This window comes from Halalkalibacter oceani (assembly GCF_023715605.1).
Lineage (GTDB): Bacteria > Bacillota > Bacilli > Bacillales > Bacillaceae_D > Halalkalibacter > Halalkalibacter oceani.
On record NZ_JAMBOL010000001.1, the window covers coordinates 100477 to 120414 of the forward strand.

Annotated in this window: 17 protein-coding genes; 13 read left to right on the forward strand and 4 right to left on the reverse strand. The window is 45.5% G+C overall.

The features are described from left to right. Positions 1–22 precede the first annotated feature (22 nt). From M3202_RS00510 to M3202_RS00520, 3 genes are all read right to left on the reverse strand, one after another. Positions 23–3082: a hybrid sensor histidine kinase/response regulator gene (locus M3202_RS00510; protein ID WP_251221428.1), complete on the reverse strand. Its 3060-nt coding sequence runs from the start codon at positions 3080–3082 to the stop codon at positions 23–25. A 167-nt stretch (positions 3083–3249) separates the two neighbouring features. Next, complete coding sequence (locus tag M3202_RS00515; RefSeq protein WP_251221429.1) at positions 3250–4728, reverse strand: protein adenylyltransferase SelO; 1479 nt, start codon at positions 4726–4728, stop codon at positions 3250–3252. Between the two features lie 214 nt (positions 4729–4942). Then, positions 4943–5545, reverse strand: coding sequence for a YdhK family protein (locus M3202_RS00520; protein ID WP_251221430.1), 603 nt, complete (start codon positions 5543–5545; stop codon positions 4943–4945). A gap of 376 nt (positions 5546–5921) precedes the next feature. Between M3202_RS00520 and M3202_RS00525 the strand changes: the two genes are divergently transcribed. The 13 genes from M3202_RS00525 to M3202_RS00585 all read left to right on the forward strand — a co-directional run bounded on the left by M3202_RS00525 (position 5922) and on the right by M3202_RS00585 (position 18547). Beyond that, on the forward strand, positions 5922–6959 hold the full coding sequence (locus tag M3202_RS00525) for a LacI family DNA-binding transcriptional regulator (protein ID WP_251221431.1): 1038 nt from the start codon (positions 5922–5924) through the stop codon (positions 6957–6959). Positions 6960–7069: 110 nt separating this feature from the next. Then, positions 7070–8572 (forward strand): MFS transporter, encoded by a 1503-nt coding sequence (locus M3202_RS00530; RefSeq protein WP_251221432.1) that lies wholly within the window; start codon positions 7070–7072, stop codon positions 8570–8572. Positions 8573–8704: 132 nt separating this feature from the next. Further along, positions 8705–9466 carry an SDR family NAD(P)-dependent oxidoreductase gene (locus tag M3202_RS00535; protein WP_251221433.1) on the forward strand — a complete coding sequence of 254 codons (762 nt, stop codon included), beginning with the start codon at positions 8705–8707 and terminating at the stop codon, positions 9464–9466. Between the two features lie 110 nt (positions 9467–9576). Next, positions 9577–11805 carry a YcdB/YcdC domain-containing protein gene (locus M3202_RS00540; protein WP_251221434.1) on the forward strand — a complete coding sequence of 743 codons (2229 nt, stop codon included), beginning with the start codon at positions 9577–9579 and terminating at the stop codon, positions 11803–11805. A gap of 403 nt (positions 11806–12208) precedes the next feature. Further along, positions 12209–13162, forward strand: a complete 954-nt coding sequence (locus M3202_RS00545) for an ABC transporter permease (RefSeq protein ID WP_251221435.1) — start codon at positions 12209–12211, stop codon at positions 13160–13162. Continuing rightward, the gene (locus M3202_RS00550; RefSeq protein WP_251221436.1) at positions 13152–14102 is read left to right on the forward strand and encodes an iron chelate uptake ABC transporter family permease subunit; all 951 of its coding nucleotides are present in this window, start codon (positions 13152–13154) and stop codon (positions 14100–14102) included. The genes M3202_RS00545 and M3202_RS00550 overlap by 11 nt, the downstream gene beginning before the upstream one ends. Next, a complete protein-coding gene (locus M3202_RS00555) occupies positions 14096–14854 on the forward strand; it encodes an iron ABC transporter ATP-binding protein (RefSeq protein ID WP_251221437.1) in 759 nt (252 codons plus the stop codon). The genes M3202_RS00550 and M3202_RS00555 overlap by 7 nt, the downstream gene beginning before the upstream one ends. A gap of 426 nt (positions 14855–15280) precedes the next feature. Further along, a complete protein-coding gene (locus M3202_RS00560) occupies positions 15281–15619 on the forward strand; it encodes a PadR family transcriptional regulator (RefSeq protein ID WP_251221798.1) in 339 nt (112 codons plus the stop codon). A 1-nt stretch (position 15620) separates the two neighbouring features. Continuing rightward, the gene (locus tag M3202_RS00565; RefSeq protein WP_251221438.1) at positions 15621–15959 is read left to right on the forward strand and encodes a DUF1048 domain-containing protein; all 339 of its coding nucleotides are present in this window, start codon (positions 15621–15623) and stop codon (positions 15957–15959) included. A gap of 185 nt (positions 15960–16144) precedes the next feature. Further along, on the forward strand, positions 16145–16906 hold the full coding sequence (locus M3202_RS00570; RefSeq protein ID WP_251221439.1) for an ABC transporter ATP-binding protein: 762 nt from the start codon (positions 16145–16147) through the stop codon (positions 16904–16906). Next, positions 16907–17656, forward strand: a complete 750-nt coding sequence (locus tag M3202_RS00575; protein WP_251221440.1) for an ABC transporter permease — start codon at positions 16907–16909, stop codon at positions 17654–17656. A gap of 208 nt (positions 17657–17864) precedes the next feature. Then, positions 17865–18218, forward strand: a complete 354-nt coding sequence (locus M3202_RS00580; protein WP_251221441.1) for a DUF1048 domain-containing protein — start codon at positions 17865–17867, stop codon at positions 18216–18218. Then, a complete protein-coding gene (locus M3202_RS00585; RefSeq protein ID WP_251221442.1) occupies positions 18215–18547 on the forward strand; it encodes a DUF1048 domain-containing protein in 333 nt (110 codons plus the stop codon). Before M3202_RS00580 ends, M3202_RS00585 begins: the two co-directional genes overlap by 4 nt. A 149-nt stretch (positions 18548–18696) precedes the next feature. Here M3202_RS00585 and M3202_RS00590 read toward each other — a convergent pair whose 3' ends face one another. Continuing rightward, positions 18697–19875: a DUF418 domain-containing protein gene (locus M3202_RS00590; RefSeq protein WP_251221443.1), complete on the reverse strand. Its 1179-nt coding sequence runs from the start codon at positions 19873–19875 to the stop codon at positions 18697–18699. Positions 19876–19938: the final 63 nt, after the last annotated feature.

Consider the following 19938-nt stretch of genomic DNA (forward strand, 5'->3'; position numbering starts at 1 on the left):
AGGGGCCGGGCAAAAGATTTTTTTATCTTTTGCCCAGTCCTTCAGTGTTTTGCAACGGAACATGGAAGGAAACAGTTGTCCCCTTGTTTGCAGTGCTTTGGATGACCAATCCGTGTCCGTACAGCTGTTTAAGCCGCCGGTCGGTGTTGTACAGACCAACGCCCTTTCCCGGTTTGGCTTGAGTGAACGCTCCCCGGGTTATTTCTGCAGGCATTCCTACCCCGTCGTCAGAGATCGATATCGTCACTTCCTGTTCGTCTCTGATGATAGCAAGTCGGATCGTTCCCCCTTCAGCCTGCTTTAAAATCCCGTGATTCAAGGCATTTTCCACCAATGTCTGGATCGAAAGAGGAGGAACGTCAACCTCAATCTCTTCTTCTCCTTCCCAAATCACGTTTAAGCGATCACCGAATCTTGCCTGTTCAATAAATAAGTAGGAGCGAACGACCGCAAGCTCCTGCTGTAGCGGAATCGCCTGTTTTGAGTTTTCAAAATCAAAGCCTGACTGCAAATAGTCAATAAAGGCTTCAAAGACAGCTCTCATTTTTTGCTGATCATATTCCATTAAAGCAAGTATCGTATTCAGTGTATTAAACAAAAAGTGCGGTTGGATTTGTGCCTGCAGCCATGCCGCTTCCATCCGTAAATGCTCGGAAGTCGTTTGCTTAATGTGAACCAATGTCCGGACGCGCGCTCGCAGCTCTAAAGAATTAACAGGCTTTGTAATATAGTCGTTTGCGCCGGATTGGAAGCCGGTATAAATGTCTTCCGGACGATTGCGCGCCGTCAGCAATAAAACCGGAAGCTCGGAAATCGTGAAGCGTTTACGAATTATTTCGGTTAGCTCATAGCCGGACATTTGCGGCATCATCACATCACTGATGACCAAATCCCAATTCGGATCTGTCAATTTTTCCAGCGCTTCCTCTCCGCTTAAAGCAGTTGTAATGGCATAATGCTCTGTTGAAATTGTTTTGTCCATAATATGCAAATTGACGGGATCATCATCGACAATTAAAATATTCGCCACAGCCGGCAGATTTTCTTCATTTGCTGGCTCTGAAGCCTGAATCGAGGCTCCGGATTGCTCATGTTCAATAAACAGCTCATTCTGTTCAAGACTTTCAGGAATTTCATCTGCTATAGGCAGGAAGAAAGTAAAGGAGGAGCCGTTTCCTTTGGATGAGGTGACGGTCAGTTCGCCGCCATGAAGCTCGACAAGCTCCTTGCATATTGCCAGCCCGAGCCCGATTCCTCCGGCCGAAGCAGCTTTTCCTGGATCGCCTTGTTCATATGGTTCAAACATCCGCTTTTGCACATCTTCATCGATTCCCGGCCCGGTATCACTTACGCTAATATAAGCTTTCGTGCCAACAACTGACGCGTGAATGGTAATAGAGCCGTTTTCCGTATACTTCACTGCATTATGGGCAAGGTTGAACAGAATTTGAAGTAAACGATTCTCATCAGCCTTCACAGCAGGAAAATCGCCGGTTACTTTCGATATGAAGCGGATCGGCTTTCCGGCAGCCATAAAGCGCAGCATATCAAGCACTCCTTTTACAACTGCTGATAAATCGACTGGCTTTAGCTGAAGTCTGATCTGATTTTCCTTTAATTGCGTCATATCGAGAAGGTCGTTAATAAGGAGCTCCATTCTGCGACCGACTGTCAGCAGAAGCTCCAGATCATGCCTGCTTTCGGCTCTGATCGCCGCTCGTTCGGTTTTTAACACATGTTCGGCGATATTGACAATGCCATGAAGCGGATTGCGCAATTCATGGGATGTATTGGCGAGAAACTCATCTTTTTTCTTGTTGGCCCGTTTCAGCCGTTCTGATAGCAGCTTTGTCCGTTCGACATTGCGAAAGTAGCGTTTGAACCAAAAGATACAGAAAATTATGATCGCAAACAGGAGGTCGAACGGGTAAAACACATACACAGGAGTAATTCTTGGACTTAATACAAGCCAGACGACATTGCTCGTTACTGCTGTTACACCTAACATAATATAAACGCTGTCCGCCATTCCGTGGAACGTCACACGGATCAGCTGAATCGTAATAATCAGCGAAGGAATCAGCAAGACAAGCAGCAACAGTGATTTGACGCTCAATATCATCGAAACCGGTGCGAGGATAATAAAAGTGAGATAGACCAGACAGCCCAGACGCATGAGCCGGAAAAGCCGGTTGTTCATATAGTCCGGTATTAAATACTTAAAATAAAGCAGTAAGAACAGCATCACCGCTGAATATATGTAATACGTCATTTTCATTTGCCAGTCGTAAGGGACGTTCAAAAATACATAGAGAAGCTTACTGTCTGATGCCAAAATCATTAACGTGGCATGAAGCGTAAGCAACATAAAAAAGATTAATTCTTTTTGCCTGATCCCTAACAGATAAATGAGTCCGGCATAAAGAGAATGAATCAGAAAAACGATTGCGACCATAATCTCGCTGATAAGCGAGATCAGCTCTTCCCGTTTAAGAACGTCCATATGACCAAGCGTGATGTGCTGTTCAACACTGCCGGGACCAGTATCAGGCAAATTAGCGACTTGAATGAACAGGTCGATTTCCTCCGTATCCGCATAGAAATATACATAATACGGAACATTGCGAGAAATAAAATCCGACTGATCAGCAGCTGGAACCCCGGCCTGTCCGAGTGATTTCCCGTTCAGGTAAACATGGGAGGCTGAACGGATCGACGGAATTCGTATCCCGTAAGGCTTTTCGGTATCTGCTTCGTTTAATAGAAGCCGTAAATGATAGGTACCGTATTGGAGGGAAGCTTGTTCATTTCCCTTTTCCCATTCGCCTTGAACAGACTGATAACGCTTTTCGGACGATTCGAGGTCCTCTGTTTGATGAAGCAGCTGGTTCGGGTAAAAAGACCAATCTCCGCTTAATGTAATAACGTCATCACTTGGCATGTTCTCGCTGCGCAGATCAAGAACGCCATCATTAGCGTAGCGTTCATCCGGAATAACATGGAAGGTGAGCCAAAATAGCCGGATACAAGCCAATACAATGAAAAAAATCGTAATATAGAGAAATAACTTAGTTTTTTTCATGAAATCCTCATTTCGCAATCAGCTAGATTGCTAGTTAAACGATAACGTTTTTTTACTCGTATTATGATACAACTGTTGCCGGAAAAGCAAGAAAACTTAGAAAAAAGCAAGAGACTTAGCCGGAAGGGGTAATTTTCCCTTTTGGCTAAGCCTGCTGCCTTGCACATTCATGTGCCGCAATACGTCTGATAAGGCTGGGAGGGCGGGGGAGGTAAGACGGCATACGCGGTTTGCTCGGGCGAGTAGGCGTATGGATCGGCCAGAGCAGCGAGGAGGCGGTGCAGCACGTCATAGTCTCCATGATCAACTGCGGCGGCTAATGCTTCTTCCACGAGGTGATTGCGTGGAATAATCGCTGGATTATGGCGCTTCATAAGCTGCTTGCTCTCCGCTTCCGGGCAAGTCTGGCGGCCGAGTCTCGATTGCCAGCGTTCTTCCCATTGTTTGAACGCTGAGCCGGCAAAAAGAGCGGTATCTGCTGGATATTCTCCAAGCGTCAGGGCGCGGAACGTATTGGTGTAGTCCGCTTTTTCCTGCTGCATCATACCGAGCAGGTCTTCCACTAACGAGATATCCTGTTTTTCTTCGTTGGTGATTCCGAGTTTGGCCCGCATTCCGTTTAGCCATTCTTGGCGGAATTGTGAGGCGAAATTGGAAATGACGTCCTGAGCCTGATCGACGGCTGCTTGCTCATCGTCATCAAGCAGCGGCAAGAGCGCTTCCGCAAAACGGGCAAGATTCCATTCGCCAATCCGCGGCTGGTTGCCGTAAGCATAACGGCCTTGGACATCAATCGAGCTAAATACGGTTTTCGGATCGAAGGTGTCCATAAAGGCGCATGGTCCATAATCGATCGTTTCCCCGCTGATCGTCATGTTGTCCGTGTTCATAACGCCATGAATAAAGCCGGCGAGCTGCCATTTGGCGATTAGCTGGGCTTGGCGTGCGGCAACCTGCTGCAGCAAAGACAAATAACGGTTCTGAACGGCCGGGAGATCAGAAAAATGGCGGTCCCAGGCATAGTCAGCCAGTGCTTGCAGATCCTTTTTCGAACCCCATCTGGCCGCATATTGAAAGGTGCCGACACGCAAATGACTGGCGGCGACACGGGTAAGAACAGCGCCCGGCAGTTCGGTTTCCCGATACACGACTTCCCCCGTTGCGACGACTGCGAGACTGCGGGTCGTAGGAATGCCAAGCGCGTGCATCGCTTCACTGATCACATACTCGCGCAGCATCGGCCCGAGAGCGGCGCGTCCGTCACCGCCGCGTGAAAACGGTGTACGCCCGGAGCCTTTGAGCTGAATATCTACTCGCTCACCTGCCGGCGTCAGCTGTTCTCCAATTAGCAGAGCCCGTCCATCCCCGAGCATTGTAAAATGTCCAAATTGATGGCCGGCATAAGCCTGGGCGAGCGGATAAGCAGTCTCGGGCATTTTGTTGCCTGCAAAGATTTCGATTCCTTCTTTGCTTTGCAGCTCCTTGCTTTGAAACCCCAGAGCCGAAGCCAAGGAATCGTTGAAGATCACAAGCTCCGGTGAGGATACAGGAGAGGGAGTCAGCTGAGTAAAAAAGCTCTCCGGCAGGCGCGCATAGCTATTGTCGAGATTCCATCCTTGATGCGGAAATTCGTTGTTTGTCTTCATGATCATCACCTTTTCGGCTTCATTTTCAAAAGAAACTTTAGCATATTATATCATGGCAGCAAAGCAGATTAGAAAGATCAGGGACAGTGTCAAAAAAAAAACGGCTGTTTCATAAGGCGCTGAAAAAGGGCGATTTTCTCTTTTTCAGCAGCTTCCGTTCCATCCAGTCCACTTTTAAATGAAGAGAAAATGGATTGCCGCTGTCACGTGATCTCTATTCAGCAGCAAGTTCACTTTCTATCACCCATTTATGATGTTCCACTTCTTCTCCACTTGTCGTTGACGTGTAGGTGACCGTGTAAACAGTCGTCTCCTCGGCGGCCTCAATCGTTGCTGTTGCCCCTTCCATTCCTTCCATATGATCGGCCAGCAAAACTACTTCTGTTCCCGGCGCCATCACCTGATCATCAGCCGCGTCTTCGATTTCCTCATGAACGACCCATTTATGATGTTCAACAGGCTCGCCCCCGGTTGTCGGAGTGTAGGTGACGACGTAAGCAACCGTGTCGTAAGCGCCGGTGATTGTTGCTTCTGCCCCTTGCATTCCCGCCATATGATCGGTTTGAAGAATAGCGTGACTGCCCACTTCATAAGCTGGATTTTCGGCGGGCTGTAAATTGTCAGGAACTTCCCCTGAGCTTGAATGATTCATTTCAGCGTGGGAATCATGAGATGCCGGCTCCTCGGTGTTATCGCTCCTTTCAATATGATCTTCATTGTCTCCCGGCACTGTTTCATTCGGATTGTCGCCGCACGCTGTCAGCGTTAAGACAGTGAAAACAGCTACTATTGCGATTCTAACTTGTTTTTCTCTCATTTATTATCCCTCTTTCTTTTCTATGTTATAAGTAGTTTACCCGGTAAATAGGCTGGATAGGCAGAAATTGGGCAGGAAGTATGACATTTTCATTAAAAACAGAAGGAAGAACAGGGGATGACATGTCCAGTCGCAAGTGGGTGGAAAAATCGACAAGTCGTACTCGGCACGGCGATACATGGGTTTGGCGCAGCTAAGCTGTCAATCCGTTTGCATCCGGAGTAATTATTCGTATTTTCAGAATTTTATTGACCGCGGGGATTGGGAATGATAAACTATTCTCAAGTGTTTTTGACTTTTTTGCATTCCTTGATATTGTAAACGTGTACAATGGAAAAAATAAACATGTAAACATCAGTTGAGGCAGGCGATTTAAGTGCAGGTGACGATTAAAGATATAGCGGTGAAGGCAGGCGTTTCGACAGCGACAGTATCAAGAGTGGTAAACAACAATCCTTTTGTGAAGGAAAGTACGAAGAAGAAAGTATTACAGGCAATTGAAGAGCTGGATTATCAACCAGATTTGATTGCACGAAGCATGGTGATGAAAAGAACGTTCACCGTTGGCTTAATTGTCGGCAATCTCGGCAATCCGTTTTTTGCGGAGACGGCGGAAGTCATTATTAAAATTGTCGAACGCTACAATTGCCATGTGAATGTATATGTAACCGATGAGAAAAAAGAAAAAGTGACGGAGTATATCGACCTTCTCGTCAATCGCAGAGTAGATGGGGTCATTATTGGTGCTGCTTTTAAAGACACGTCGTTTGAGAATCTGGAAAAAAACAACATTCCTTATATCCTTTATAACCGCAAAACGGATCAGGATGATACTGATTACGTGATCCATGACAGCTTTAAAGCGGCGTATACAGCGGTAAAGCATCTGATCCAATTAGGGCATAAGCGAATCGGCATCATTCATGGGCCCAATAAGTTTAATACGGTGCAGGATCGGATCTCCGGTTATTATGCAGCGTTAAATGAATACGGTTTGAAGGCTTACGACCATTTTATCCGCTCGGTTGATTTTACGAATACGAAAACCGAAGTGCCAAAGGTATTGGATGAAATGCGCAGCAAAAAAGTGAAGCCGACAGCTATTTTCACAACGGCTGATCATATTGCGCTCGATGCCCTTAATTATTTAACAAAGCAACATGTCGCCGTCCCGGATGACATCGCGCTGATCGGCGTCGACAATATCAGCTTGTCGGGGCACAGCTTAATCGAATTAACGACCGTCGGCATACGGGCAGAAGAGATGGCTCAATTAGCGGCGGAAAAGCTAATGCAAAAAATCGAAGATAAAAACAGAGCTTCTTCGGCGTCTAATTCGCTGCCGTTTCGTATTACATTAGAGCCGGAGTTAGTGATCAGAAATTCATGCGGCTCCAAAAAAGCAAGAACTTAATCAAAAAAAACTGAGAGGAAGGAGGGGATAGCTCGAAGAAAGGCATGTCGTATTTTGTAACCGTTTACAATTAAAGAATAATGATGTTATGGAAAAGGAGGGGAGATGTCATGTCAAAAGAAAAGATGTCCCCGGAGCAAAAAAAAGGGTTACATACCGTCATATTAGGATATTTTATGGTGCAGTTTGCCCTCGTCCCAGTGGCGGCGATGCTGCCAAGCGTCAGCCGGGATCTTGGGCTGACGATGACCGAAAGCGGCTGGATTATGGCCATCTATTTATTATCTTTAACCGGGCTGCTGTTGATTTCGGGGAGAATTGGTGACCAGTTTGGCGACAAAAAAGTATTTACAACCGGAACGGTTATTTTTTTAGTGGCGTCCATTGCTTGTGGGTTTGCAGCTTCTTACATGCAGCTGTTTTTATTTCGCGCTCTGCAAGGGATCGGTACTGCGCTCATGTCAGGCAACGCGCTTTCGATCATTTCAAAGCTGTTTCCGGAGGGCGGGTTGAGGGCGCGCGCTTTTGGCAAGGTGACGTCCGCTGCGGCATTCGGTTCGCTGATCGGCATTTGCATTAGTACAATCTTTCTTCAGTTTTTTAGTTGGCGCCTTATTTTCTGGATTACGATTCCGATGGCGATTCTCGTTCTATGTCTCGTGTATACCATTAAGGAAAAGAAAGTAGAGGCCACATCGGCGAAAATTGATTTGCGCGGAGCTTTGCTGATTTATGTCATTATCGTTTCGACCGTTTTTTATGTAAGCGCGATTCCTGATTTCGGCAGCTGCAGTCCGACTGCGGGAGGAATGCAGGCCCTTACCTGTCAGCCTCTGTTCCCGTTTGTCGTGCCTTTATTCCTAATCGGGTTGACGCTTTTGCTGATCAAAGTGGAAAGGCAGGCGGAACAGCCGATCCTTATTCTGCATGAATTTAAAAATCAGTTATTCGTTTCGTCGCTAGGCGCGAATTTTATTCTTCACCTGGCGATGATCAATGTTACTTTCTTTGTCCCGTTCTTAGTCGAGGACGGCTTGGGGATGGCGCCGGTTTATGCCGGGATTGTGCTCATTTCGGTGGAATTCATGAATGCAATCTTTCCACGGATCGGAGGAGCAATTTATGATCGTACAGGCTCAAACGCCATTCGGCCCATCGGGATGGGTATCATTCTTTCAGGCTTTATCATTTATTGGTTTGTCCTCGGTTCGACCTCGCTTATTCCGTATATTCTGGTCGGTGCCTGGATTGGCGCGGGAATGGGGATATTCTGGTCGGTTAATAACAATGTCATCATGAATTCAATCAAGGGAAATTACCAAGGCTTTGCCTCAGGAATGCTGGAAACGACCAGGCAAATGGGTCATACGTTTGCTTCGGCCATTTCAGCCGTTGCGATGACGTTGGGCGTCATGAGCAGCGACGTTTCTTTACAAATTCACGGCCACGGAAGCGGGGGAGGGGGCAACCTTGATGCAAGCACGATTTTCGATGGCAGCAAAAATATTATTATGGTCAGCATCCTGCTGGCGTTAATCGGTTTCCGACTCGCATTTTATCAGGAGCGCAAGGCAAGCGTTCTTACTGAAGAAGCGCCGGCTCAGCAGCAGTAAGCGGCTGCTGAGCCGCTTAGGCTGAGCGTGTAAAGACTGGAATAAAACGAAAAGTTTTCAGAATATTCAATTGACTATTTTTACTATTGGTGGTAAAGTTCTTTTGATTTTACGAGAAAGCGAGGAGATAGAATGAGAGTAGCAGAACAGGTGGCTGTCGTGACAGGAGCAACTTCTGGCCTTGGGGAAGCGATAGCGAAAAGAATGGCCGAAGAAGGAGCGAAGGTGGCTGTCGTAGGAAGGAATCAGAAGCGTGGCGAAGGAGTAGTGGCCCACATCCGACAGAAAGGTGGCGTGGCCGAGTTCTTTCAGGCAGATGTCACGGTTGAAGCAGAAGTGGAAGCGATGATTGAGGCGGTCAGCCGGCAGTTCGGCAAGCTCGATATCGTCGTCAATAACGCCGGTGTCGTGATCCCAGGCAGCGTGGCAACGGTGAAAAAGGAAGAGTGGGATGAGGTTTTTGCCGTCAATGTTACCTCTACTTATTTGGTCAGCCATTACAGCCTGCCACATCTGATCAAGCAAAAGTCCGGCTCTATCATTAATATTTCGTCAGAAGCAGGGTTGAAAGGATTGGCCAACCGGGCAGCTTATTGTGCAGCGAAGGCGGCCGTCGTAGGGATGACAAAAGCGATGACCGTTGACCATGCGGCAGATGGCGTGCGGGTAAATTGCATTTGTCCCGGGACGATTGAAACGCCAATGATAAAAGAAATGCTCGCTAAGCACCCGCAGCCGGAGGAGCTGATGGAGCAGTTTTTTAGCCGCCGCGTTACGCCGCAGTTAGGAACAGCTGAAGAAATTGCTGAAGCATGTGTTTATTTTGCTCTGCCGGACAACAAGTATGTCACCGGAGCGGTCTTATCGATCGATGGGGGAGCCCTGGCAAAATAAAAAGAAGCTAAATTATGAAAAATCTTGGGAACTATATACAAAATATTAGAAATTGTAATATATTTATACGGAGAAGTAAAAAATTTTGGATATTTTCTAGGAGGGATATTTTGAGAAGTAGCAAAAGATTAGGTATTTTATCATTGGCGGCTGTAGTTGGATTGGGGACTTTTGCCCCCGTGGCGGGGGCGAGCGCGCTTCCGGTCCAAGAGGGGGCTCAGCCTGTTGAGATTAAAATATCTTCTGCGGAAAACATTGTTGAAAAACAGCAGCTGATTGATAAGCTAAAAGAATTATTCCCAGGTACATTTGATTTTCTAAGTGCTGATGATTTCCAGATGGGAAGTGGCTTTCGTTATGGCGGCGAGGATGAGGATGTCGTTCGCTATGCATTGGATTTCGATAAAGAAATGGGTAACGGCAAGTATGTGTACGGGAATGCGCTTTTTGTCGGGGAAGATTTACATATTGAGCAATTTAACTACCAGCCAGCAGATCTGTCTGATGCCTTATTCCCTGGCAAGATAACAAAGGAAGAAGCCGAAGAGATCGCTTTGGAGCTTCTCGGACGGTATCCGGATGGTAGCTCTTATCAATTATCAGACGATCAACTTTTTTATTACGGCAACCAGACATTAACGGAACCGATTCGTTATCACTTCACATTTAATCGTCTGCATAACGGGGTACCAGTGGCGGATCAATCTTTGCAGGTTACCGTACTGGCCAATGGCGTCGTGACTGATTTTTATAAGATTGAGAATGGCAGCGAGGACCACAGCTATGATGCGGCCGATGCTGTGATTGATGAAGAAAATGTAGTGGAGAAAATAAAAGAAAACATTCATTTACAGCTACACTATCAAATTCGTTACGATGAACCAAATAGTAAAAAAGTAGAGCTCGTCTATTCTCCTTTCCCTCTCGTAACAGGCGTTCACGCTTTGTCAGGTGACTGGAAGACAGCAGCCGCCTTTAGTGAAGAAGTGCCTACCCTTGGTGAATTCACGATGCTCACTGATGAGCCGCTGGAATCCGCCGGGAACGAAATAACGCTGGAAGCAGCGCGCCGTTTTGCTGAAGAACTGCTGGCGATTGATTCAGATGAAGTGAAGCTCCGTATTGAATCGGTCGAACGGAGGGACAACAGCTATAGTGGACGTGAAGTAATTAGCGTCAACTATATGTATGAGTATCGCAATGGCGGGTACGGAACGAATCTTGAGCTAGATGCACAAACGGGCGAAATTGTGAATTATTACAATATTAAGCGGGACGTCCTGAACGAAATCGGGCAGGAGCCAAACCTTGGACGTACGTTATCCGAGGAAGAAGCATTGACGAAGGCAGTCGATTATTTAGAGGAATATGCACCATCATATTTGCATCACTATGCTTACCCGGTGAAAGAGAATGGTTATTCCTATAATAATGAATTCAACTTTGTCTTTCCACGGATTGAAAACGGACTTGAAGTAGTAGGCAATCAGTTGTTTGTAACCGTCTCACCGGACGGCGAATTGATTAATCTTGCCGCTGAATTCGAGGAAATTGATCAATGGCCTAATGCAGCAGAAGCAATCTCTGAAGAGGAGGCGATTGAACGATTTAATGAGGCTCTTCAAGTCTCGCTTTCTTACGTAAGAGATTATAGAGAGGATCAGGATCAGCATTATCATTTGCTCTATGTTCCGGCATTCTCTGACAAGGGCTACGCTTATCTGGATGCCTTAACTGGCCAGTGGGCAACCGGAGAAGATCGCGTGCTTCCAGAAGTTTCTCACCCTTGGGCGGAGGAGGAACTGAATCATTTGCTTCAGGCGGGTATTTTAACCGTTGATGATCCAGAAAACTTCAATGCTGATGAGAAGATTACGAAAGGAAAAGCACTAGAGGTCACAATGAAGTCACTCACGTATATTTATCCTCCATTCCCGGGAGAGAATGATCGCGCTCAGTCCTTTGACAATATCGGGCCGGATCATCCGCTCTTTCAAGTTGTAGAGCAGGCTGTGAATTACGGCGTGCTTGATACGGATGAAAGGGAATTTGCTCTTGATGAGCCGCTTACACGCGAAGAGTTGGCTGTCTGGTACATTAAAGCGCTCGGATTGGAAGCGGCGGGCAAGCATGATGAAATCTATCAATTAGGCTTTGCCGATACAAACCTCGTGACGGAGGAATATCGCGGATATGTCGCTCTGGCGAATGCGTTAGATCTTCTAACCGCCAGTCAGAACCAGTTCCGTCCAAAGGAAGAAACAACATATGCTCAATTAGCTGTTTCAAGCTTCCGTCTGGCGAGAGAAGCTGCCGAACAAAATCAAAGATTCTATTAATAATCGGAAGAATCATCCTAGGGGGCTGGGGAAAAGGTTTATTTACCTTTTTCCCCAGCCCCTAAAATCATTTAAAATCCGTATTTAAAACAGACAGCTTCCCACAGAAAGCGACGTGTATGTCAGGAGTGTCATGGAGGTAAACTACTTGATCTCCCTTTCCAAGTGAATACCGCTCTTTCACGGCGATGAAAAAGAGACAGCATTGTCGATTAAACATTGACAATCAACGGTGAAGAAAGGTAAAATGAGGCTGGAACGATAATCATTATCAATATAATATCTCTCGCTGGAAAGCTTTCTTTTTACATGGTGTTGATAACCATTATCATTTTTGATTACGCCATCAGCGATTGTACGTATTGAAAAAACCCTTAGCCAATAGAAAGAGCGGGAATTTTTAATGAAGAAAAGATATTTAGTGATTCTGTTAATTGTGTTATCCATTGTTTCTTTATTCATTGGTGTCCGTGATATTTCGCCACTCGACATTTTCTCGATGAATGAGGAGCAGGCTCAGACGATGTGGCTCGTACGGTTCCCGCGTCTGGTGAGTATTTTGATTGCAGGTGTCAGCATGAGTATTTGCGGGATGATTATGCAGCAGCTCACAAGAAATAAATTCGTTTCACCGACGACGGCCGGAACGATGGATTCTGCCAGGCTTGGTATTCTTGTCTCGTTAATTTTGTTCAGCTCGGCAACGCCGCTGCAACAAATGCTGGTTGCCTTCGCTTTTGCGCTGGCGGGTACTTTTATTTTTATGCAAATTTTAGAGCGGATCAAATTTAAAAATACGATCTTTATTCCGCTGGTAGGATTAATGTTTGGAAATATTGTCAGCTCGATCACGACATTTTTTGCTTACCGTCATGATCTGATCCAAAATATGTCCGCCTGGTTACAAGGTAATTTCGCCACAATTATTAAAGGTAATTATGAGTTGCTTTACATAAGTATTCCTGGACTTATTCTTGCTTACTTATTCGCCAACCGCTTTACGGTGGCAGGGATGGGAGAAGAATTCTCCGTCAATCTCGGATTAAACTACAGGCGGGTCGTCAATTTAGGACTTATTATCGTTGCGCTGATTACATCCGTTGTCGTGTTAACGGTTGGAATGATCCCTTTTCTCGGTTTAATTATCCCTAATATTGTGACGATTTACCGCGGTGACAACCTGCGGGATAATCTTCCGTATACCGCTTTATTAGGAGCCATCTTTGTCCTGGCGTGTGATATTTTGGGCAGACTTATCATTTACCCTTATGAGATTGTCATTGGTTTGATGGTTGGTGTGATCGGAAGCGCGATTTTCCTCTATTTGCTACTAAGGAGGAAATCATATGGGTTTTAAGTCGAAAATTATTGCTCTAGCTGTCCTGTCCGTCATTTTAATCGCGGTCTTTATGACGATCAGCGCCAATGGAAATTGGGAATACATTTTGCCGAGAAGAGGATTCCGCGTTTTGGCGATTGTCATCACCGGAGCGGCGATTGCCTTTTCAACGGTTATTTTCCAGACGATTACGAACAACCGGATTTTGACGCCGAGTATCATCGGACTGGATTCTCTTTATTTGCTGTTACAAACATTTATGATTTTTGCCTTTGGTTCAATCGGTTTTACACTGATTCATCCATATGTCAACTTTCTCTTATCCGTCACATTGATGGTCGTGTTCGCGGGAGTTCTTTATAAGCTTCTCTTTAAAAGAGAAGGGCAAAATATTTATTTGCTGCTCTTGATCGGGCTTGTCTTCGGGACCTTGTTTTCAAGCTTGTCGACCTTCATGCAAGTGCTGATCGATCCAAACGAGTTCATGACCGTGCAGGATCGGATGTTTGCCAGCTTCAATAATGTCAATACCGATTTGCTTGGGATATCTATTGTTCTGATTCTGTTATTAAGTCTCTATTTTTATCGTTTTATTAAATATTTGGATGTGATTTCGCTCGGCCGGGAGCAGGCGATTAATTTAGGAGTCGATTATGATTATGTTGTTAAACGGCTGCTGTTCATCGTCGCGATCCTCGTTTCGATCGCAACGGCGCTTGTCGGTCCGATTACATTCCTCGGGCTGCTCGTGGCCAATGTCGCGCACGAATTCATGAAAACATATCAGCATAAATATTTAATTACTGCAGCGATCTTTATTAGTATTATCGCCCTTGTCGGTGGCCAGTTAATCGTGGAACGGGTCTTTACGTTTTCAACGACACTTAGCGTCATTGTCAACTTCATCGGCGGAGTTTATTTCCTATATTTATTGTTAAAGGAGAGTAAAAAATGGTAGAAGTCATTGATGTAACGAAGCAATATGCAACGAAAAATGTCGTCGACCATGTCACAGTCAGCATTAAAAAACAGCAAATCACCTCGTTCATTGGTCCGAACGGTGCTGGAAAAAGTACGCTCCTTTCGATTGTCAGCCGTTTGATTGCCAAGGATTCAGGAGATGTACGGATCGATGATGTTGATATAACGAAAACAAAAAGCCGGGATCTGGCAAAGAAAATCTCGATCTTGAAGCAAACCAACCATATTTCGTTGCGGTTAACGATAAGAGAGCTTGTCTCGTTCGGACGTTTCCCTTATTCGCAGGGGAACTTAACAAAAGAGGACAAGAAGCATATTGACGAAGCGATTGCCTATATGGAGCTTGAGGATATTCAGGATAAATTTCTTGACCAGTTAAGTGGCGGGCAGCGCCAGCGGGCTTATATCGCGATGGTCATTGCCCAGGATACCGAATATATTCTACTGGATGAGCCGCTTAACAATTTAGATATGAAGCACTCTGTGCAAATTATGAAGGTGCTTAGACGGATGGTCGATGAGCTTGGCAAAACGATCGTGATCGTGCTGCATGATATTAACTTTGCTTCATGTTATTCCGATCATATTGTCGCCTTGAAGGACGGGAAGGTTGTCAAGCAGGGAACGACTCCGGAAATTATTAACAGAGAAGTGCTGAAAGAAATTTACGATATGGATATTCCGATTAACGATATTAACAACTGCAAGATTTGTGTCTATTTCACGTAGCAGAATAATGAGTAAAAGAGAGGTCGTCGTCAAAGGTTTATTTCCTTTGAGGCGACCTTGTTATTTGAGTAAAGCGCATTAAGATCGTGTGGTGAAATCCAAGATTGTGCACACTAGAATGGACATACTAAAGTGTTTAACTGAAATACTGTTCAAAGCAATCACGTAGCCTTCGGTTGCGGCTTTTTTTTCTACCGAATTAGCGTTTGTTGGTGGTTCTTACTACATAGTAGACTAAATACTGCGTAACAAGCATTTTCACAAAAAAAGCGCCTACGCGCCCATAATAACATGCTTTTTGAAGAAAAGATTTGTGCTTGACATGCAACGCTATTCTGCGTTACTATATACTGGTAGTTGGTGATACTTAATACCGGTAATACAGAGTACTGAAAAAAATTTAAGGGAATACAATAGGTGATGAAATTGGAAAATATCACAGAAATGCTCAAAGGGGTGCTCGAGGGGTGTGTGCTTGAGATCATCAGTCGTGGCGAAACTTACGGCTATGAAATCACACAGCAGCTGCGAGAACTTGGTTTCAGTGATGTGGTTGAAGGCACTGTTTACACGATTACCATGCGGCTTGAGAAAAACGGTCTGGTGGACATTGAGAAAAAGCGATCCACTGTGGGACCGCCAAGAAAATTTTACACACTCAATGCAGCAGGTCAAAAGCAGCTTGAAATTTTTTGGATAAAATGGGATTTTATCTCAAGCAAAATGAATGAACTCAAAACTAAAGAAATCAAAAGGAGAAGGTAAAATGAGTTTTATTGAAAAAATGATCGGAAGGCTGGACGACAAGCAGGAATGGAAGACGATGGAAGCACGTGCGAAGGCCCTTCCAGGTGAGTATCATAACGCTTATAAAGCTATCCAAAACTATATATGGACTGCTGGTGGCCTCACCGACTGGAAGGACATGAGCCGTATTTTTGGTGGCATACTCGAACTTTTTGAGGAAGGTGCAGCTGCAGGCAAAAAAGTCACTGACCTTACGGGGGAAGATGTGGCCACTTTCTGTGAAGAAATAGTGAGGGACGCGAAGACATGGAAAGACAAATATCGCCAGAAGTTGAATGATACGATTGGTCGTGACTAATGGAGAAATTATAGAGAATTTTCATTTAACCTTATACGGAGCAACCGATCCCGACTGAATAGCTGGCTATACATGAAATGGTCATCTCCACTATTCAGTTCAAATTTTACCCTGGTAGTAAGTATTACAGAATATCAGTCTTACTAAGTAGAGAGCCTTGCTCGCTATTATAAGGAGGAAAAAATATGAGTAATACAGCGATTTCTGTAAAAGAATTAAAAAAATCTTTTAAAGACAATGAAGTCTTAAAGGGAGTGGATTTTGAGGTGCGACATGGAGAAGTTTTCGCACTGCTTGGCTCAAATGGCGCTGGAAAGACGACGACGGTCAATATTCTCTCGACGCTAATGAAGCCCGATGGTGGCGAAGTAGGTATTTGCGGCTTTGACGTTCAGAAGCAACCGGATCATGTTCGCAAAAGCATTAGCCTGACAGGGCAGTTTGCCGCTTTAGACGGTATGCACACTGGAAGGGAAAACCTGATGATGATCGCCAAGTTGCGGGGAGTTTCCAATCCCGCTCAAGTCGCCGACAATCTACTTGCAAAATTCAGCCTGCACGACGCGGCCAATCGCCGGGCGGACCAATATTCCGGCGGGATGAAGCGCCGACTTGACATTGCCATGAGCTTGATCGGGAGTCCAGCGGTCATTTTTCTTGACGAACCGACGACAGGACTTGACCCTGAAGCGCGAATTGAAGTCTGGAATACCGTGAAGGAACTTGCCGGCAGCGGCACGAGCATCTTGCTGACGACCCAGTATCTGGAGGAAGCCGAACAACTGGCGGACCGTATTGCCATCCTGCATGGCGGAAGAATCATCACGACCGGTACTCTTTCCGAACTCAAGGAGATGTTCCCGCCAACGAAAGTGGAATACATCGAGAAGCAGCCGACATTGGAGGAAATTTTTCTAGCGATCATCGGCAAAAAGGAGGAGATGTAAATGAAAAGTAATACAGGAGTATTACTAGGACGTTTAATGCGCAACATCATGCGCAGCCCGGATACAATTATCACGGTGGCGATTACGCCGATTATGATGATGTTGCTATTTGTTTACGTATTTGGTGGCGCCATCGACACAGGAACAGACAACTACGTCAATTATTTATTGCCGGGAATCTTGCTAATGGCTATCGCATCTGGTGTCTCTTACACTTCCTTCCGGTTGTTCGGGGATATAAAGAGTGGGCTGATGGCGCGTTTCATTACCATGCCGATCAAGCGCTCGTCGGTATTGTGGGCTCATGTGTTGACATCGCTTGTTTCCAATGCGCTTACTGTCGTGGTGGTGATACTCGTCGCTCTCTTGATGGGGTTCCGTTCCAGCGCTAATATCCAGGAGTGGCTTGCGGCAGCTGGAATACTTGGACTGTTTACACTAGCGCTGACATGGCTGGCGATCATTCCTGGATTAACAGCAAAGACTATGGAAGGGGCAACGGCCTTCTCGTACCCGCTGATATTCTTGCCGTTTATCAGTTCTGCCTTTGTCCCTACCGAAACGATGCCTAAAATTGTCCGTGCATTCGCTGAGATCCAGCCGGTGACTTCAATCGTGAATGCGATTCGTTCCCTCTTGAATGAAGGAACAGTTGGCCACGATATCTGGATTGCACTTGCCTGGTGCATCGGCATTATGGTTATCACTTACTTGATCGCCATTAAAGCATTTAAACGCCAGTTAGGGTAAGAATACTAGAGAATGCGAAAAAATTGTTTGACCGAAAATTGTTTGAGGCTAAACATAAAGACATGTCCGTGTTAATAAAGAGGAATTTACTATGTTTTGATTAATGAAGAATGGTTTTGGTTTTTGTTAACCAATAAAATAACTCAACGATGCAATTAAATAATAGAACTTTGCTGAACAGCTAAGTATCTTAAAGGAGGAGACTACAATGAACTTTTTAGAAAAAATAACCGGTAGCGATATGACTAACGAGATGAAAGAATTTGAAGTGCGAGCAAAAGCCTTGCCAACTGAATATCAAACTGCTTGGAAAGAAATTCTAAGCAATCTCTGGATTCACGGAGATTTCACCGGTCGTAATCTAATGCCGATACTTGAAAATGCTCTTGAACTGCTTGAACTCACCTCAGCAGACGGCCAGAGCGTCGAAGAAGTGCTAGGAGATGATATCAAAGGATTTTGCGCAGCGCTTGTTGGTGATGAAGGCGCCAAAACTTATAGAGATAAATGGCGTGACCAACTTAACAAGAACGTAGCAAAAAAATTAGGAGGCCTGAAATGAGTATCAAAAAAATCATCGAAGGCAAAAAAGAATGGAGAACTCATGTTTCAAGTGTCAAAGCACTTCCACAAGATTATCAAATTGTCTATAAAGAGATCCAAAAATATCTCTTCAAAGTCGGTCCTGTTGAGTTAAACAAAGGTATCGGACTGCTCTCGGACATTCTCTGCTTCTTTGAAGAAGGCGCAGCGGCTAAAAAAGGTGCGCTAGAAGTCACCGGAACAGACGTTGCTGCTTTCTGTGATGCGCTGATTGAAGATTCAACAACATACGATGATCTCTATCAAGAATCGGTCAATCAAAAAGTCGATAAGGCTATGAAAGAATGAGTTAACGTGTAAATTTAAGCTAACGGATTCTTATTTTGAGCAAAGACAATAAAAAAGGTACGTATTTTTTGGTATGATCCTCCACCACCCTTTAAATAGATGAAGCAGCAAGAGAGCCTAAAGAAACGCGGCCCTCCTGCTTGCGTTATTCAGCGTTTCAAACGTGGGACGGTCAGGTAGGTTCCCATTCGCCAGAACCATTCAAATGGCCCGATATAAAAGCGGTGAAGCCACCATTTGCTGGCCAGAATTTGAATTGCAAAGAAGACGAAGGCTGCCGCCATTCCGAAAAAGAAGCCGATTTCCCCGAAAAGTCCGGCCCCATAGCCATAAAACAGCGTCGTAAAGATGATCGATTGAGCGAGATAGTTCGTCAGCGACAAGCGTCCGACATAAGCGAGCGGCATCAGTGCCTGCTGTCCTTTTTCAGTGGAGGCAATCAGGGCGATGCTTGATGCGTAAAACATCGCGACAAATGGCCCTCCGACCGTCGTATGAAGCATTTCATTTTGATACGAGTCATGAAGCACAAATGCGAGCTTACACGGAAAGCCGACCAGCAGCGTCGTCCACCAGACCCGCTTAATGAGCGGGCGGTACGCTGCAACGTCTTCGAGCCATTTTTTACGGGCGACGAAGGAACCGAGCAAAAACATGCCGAGAACACTGACCATCGCAGAAAGGTCCATGATGATATCGCCGATGATACCCATGCCGAGTGGATCGGCATTCATCCGGAAGGAGACGACCTCCGGGTAGCTTCCAGCGGAAAGAACCTCTTTTTCCTCAGCGGAATAGTGAGCGAGCTGCTGATCAAGGAGCAAGGTCGAGTCATCCTCGGGCGTCGCGATCGAGCTGGCCATGAGCAGCAGCAAAATAATCGCCCACATAAAAAGTGCCTTCTCCTTTAGTTTCAGGAAAAAGAATAGCACAAAGGAAGTGAGCGCATAAACAAAAAGAATGTCTCCATCCCAAATGAAAACTCCGTGCACATAGCCGACACCAAGTAAAATCAGCATTCTGCGCCAATAGACGACGCCGAAGCGCAGCTCCTGTTGTTCAAGTCTTTCTTTAAGCATCGCCATCCCATAGCCAAACAAAAAGGAAAAGAGCGTATAAAAGCTTGCCTGGGCGAATAAGACGATAAACATTTCTGCAGCGCGGTCGAGCGCACCGAGCGGGTAATAATCGTACAGATCAGGTATTAAAAATAAACCAAATTGAAAATGCATACTATTTGCCAGTAAAATACCGAGTAAGGCCAGCCCTCTCATCATATCGAGCGAGAGAATGCGGTTTTTTTCCGGCAGCGGTTGTCGGGCTGTCATAAGGTTCGAAAAACCTCCTATTCTATTTGTGCATAACTGGAATGATTAATCATACACATTATG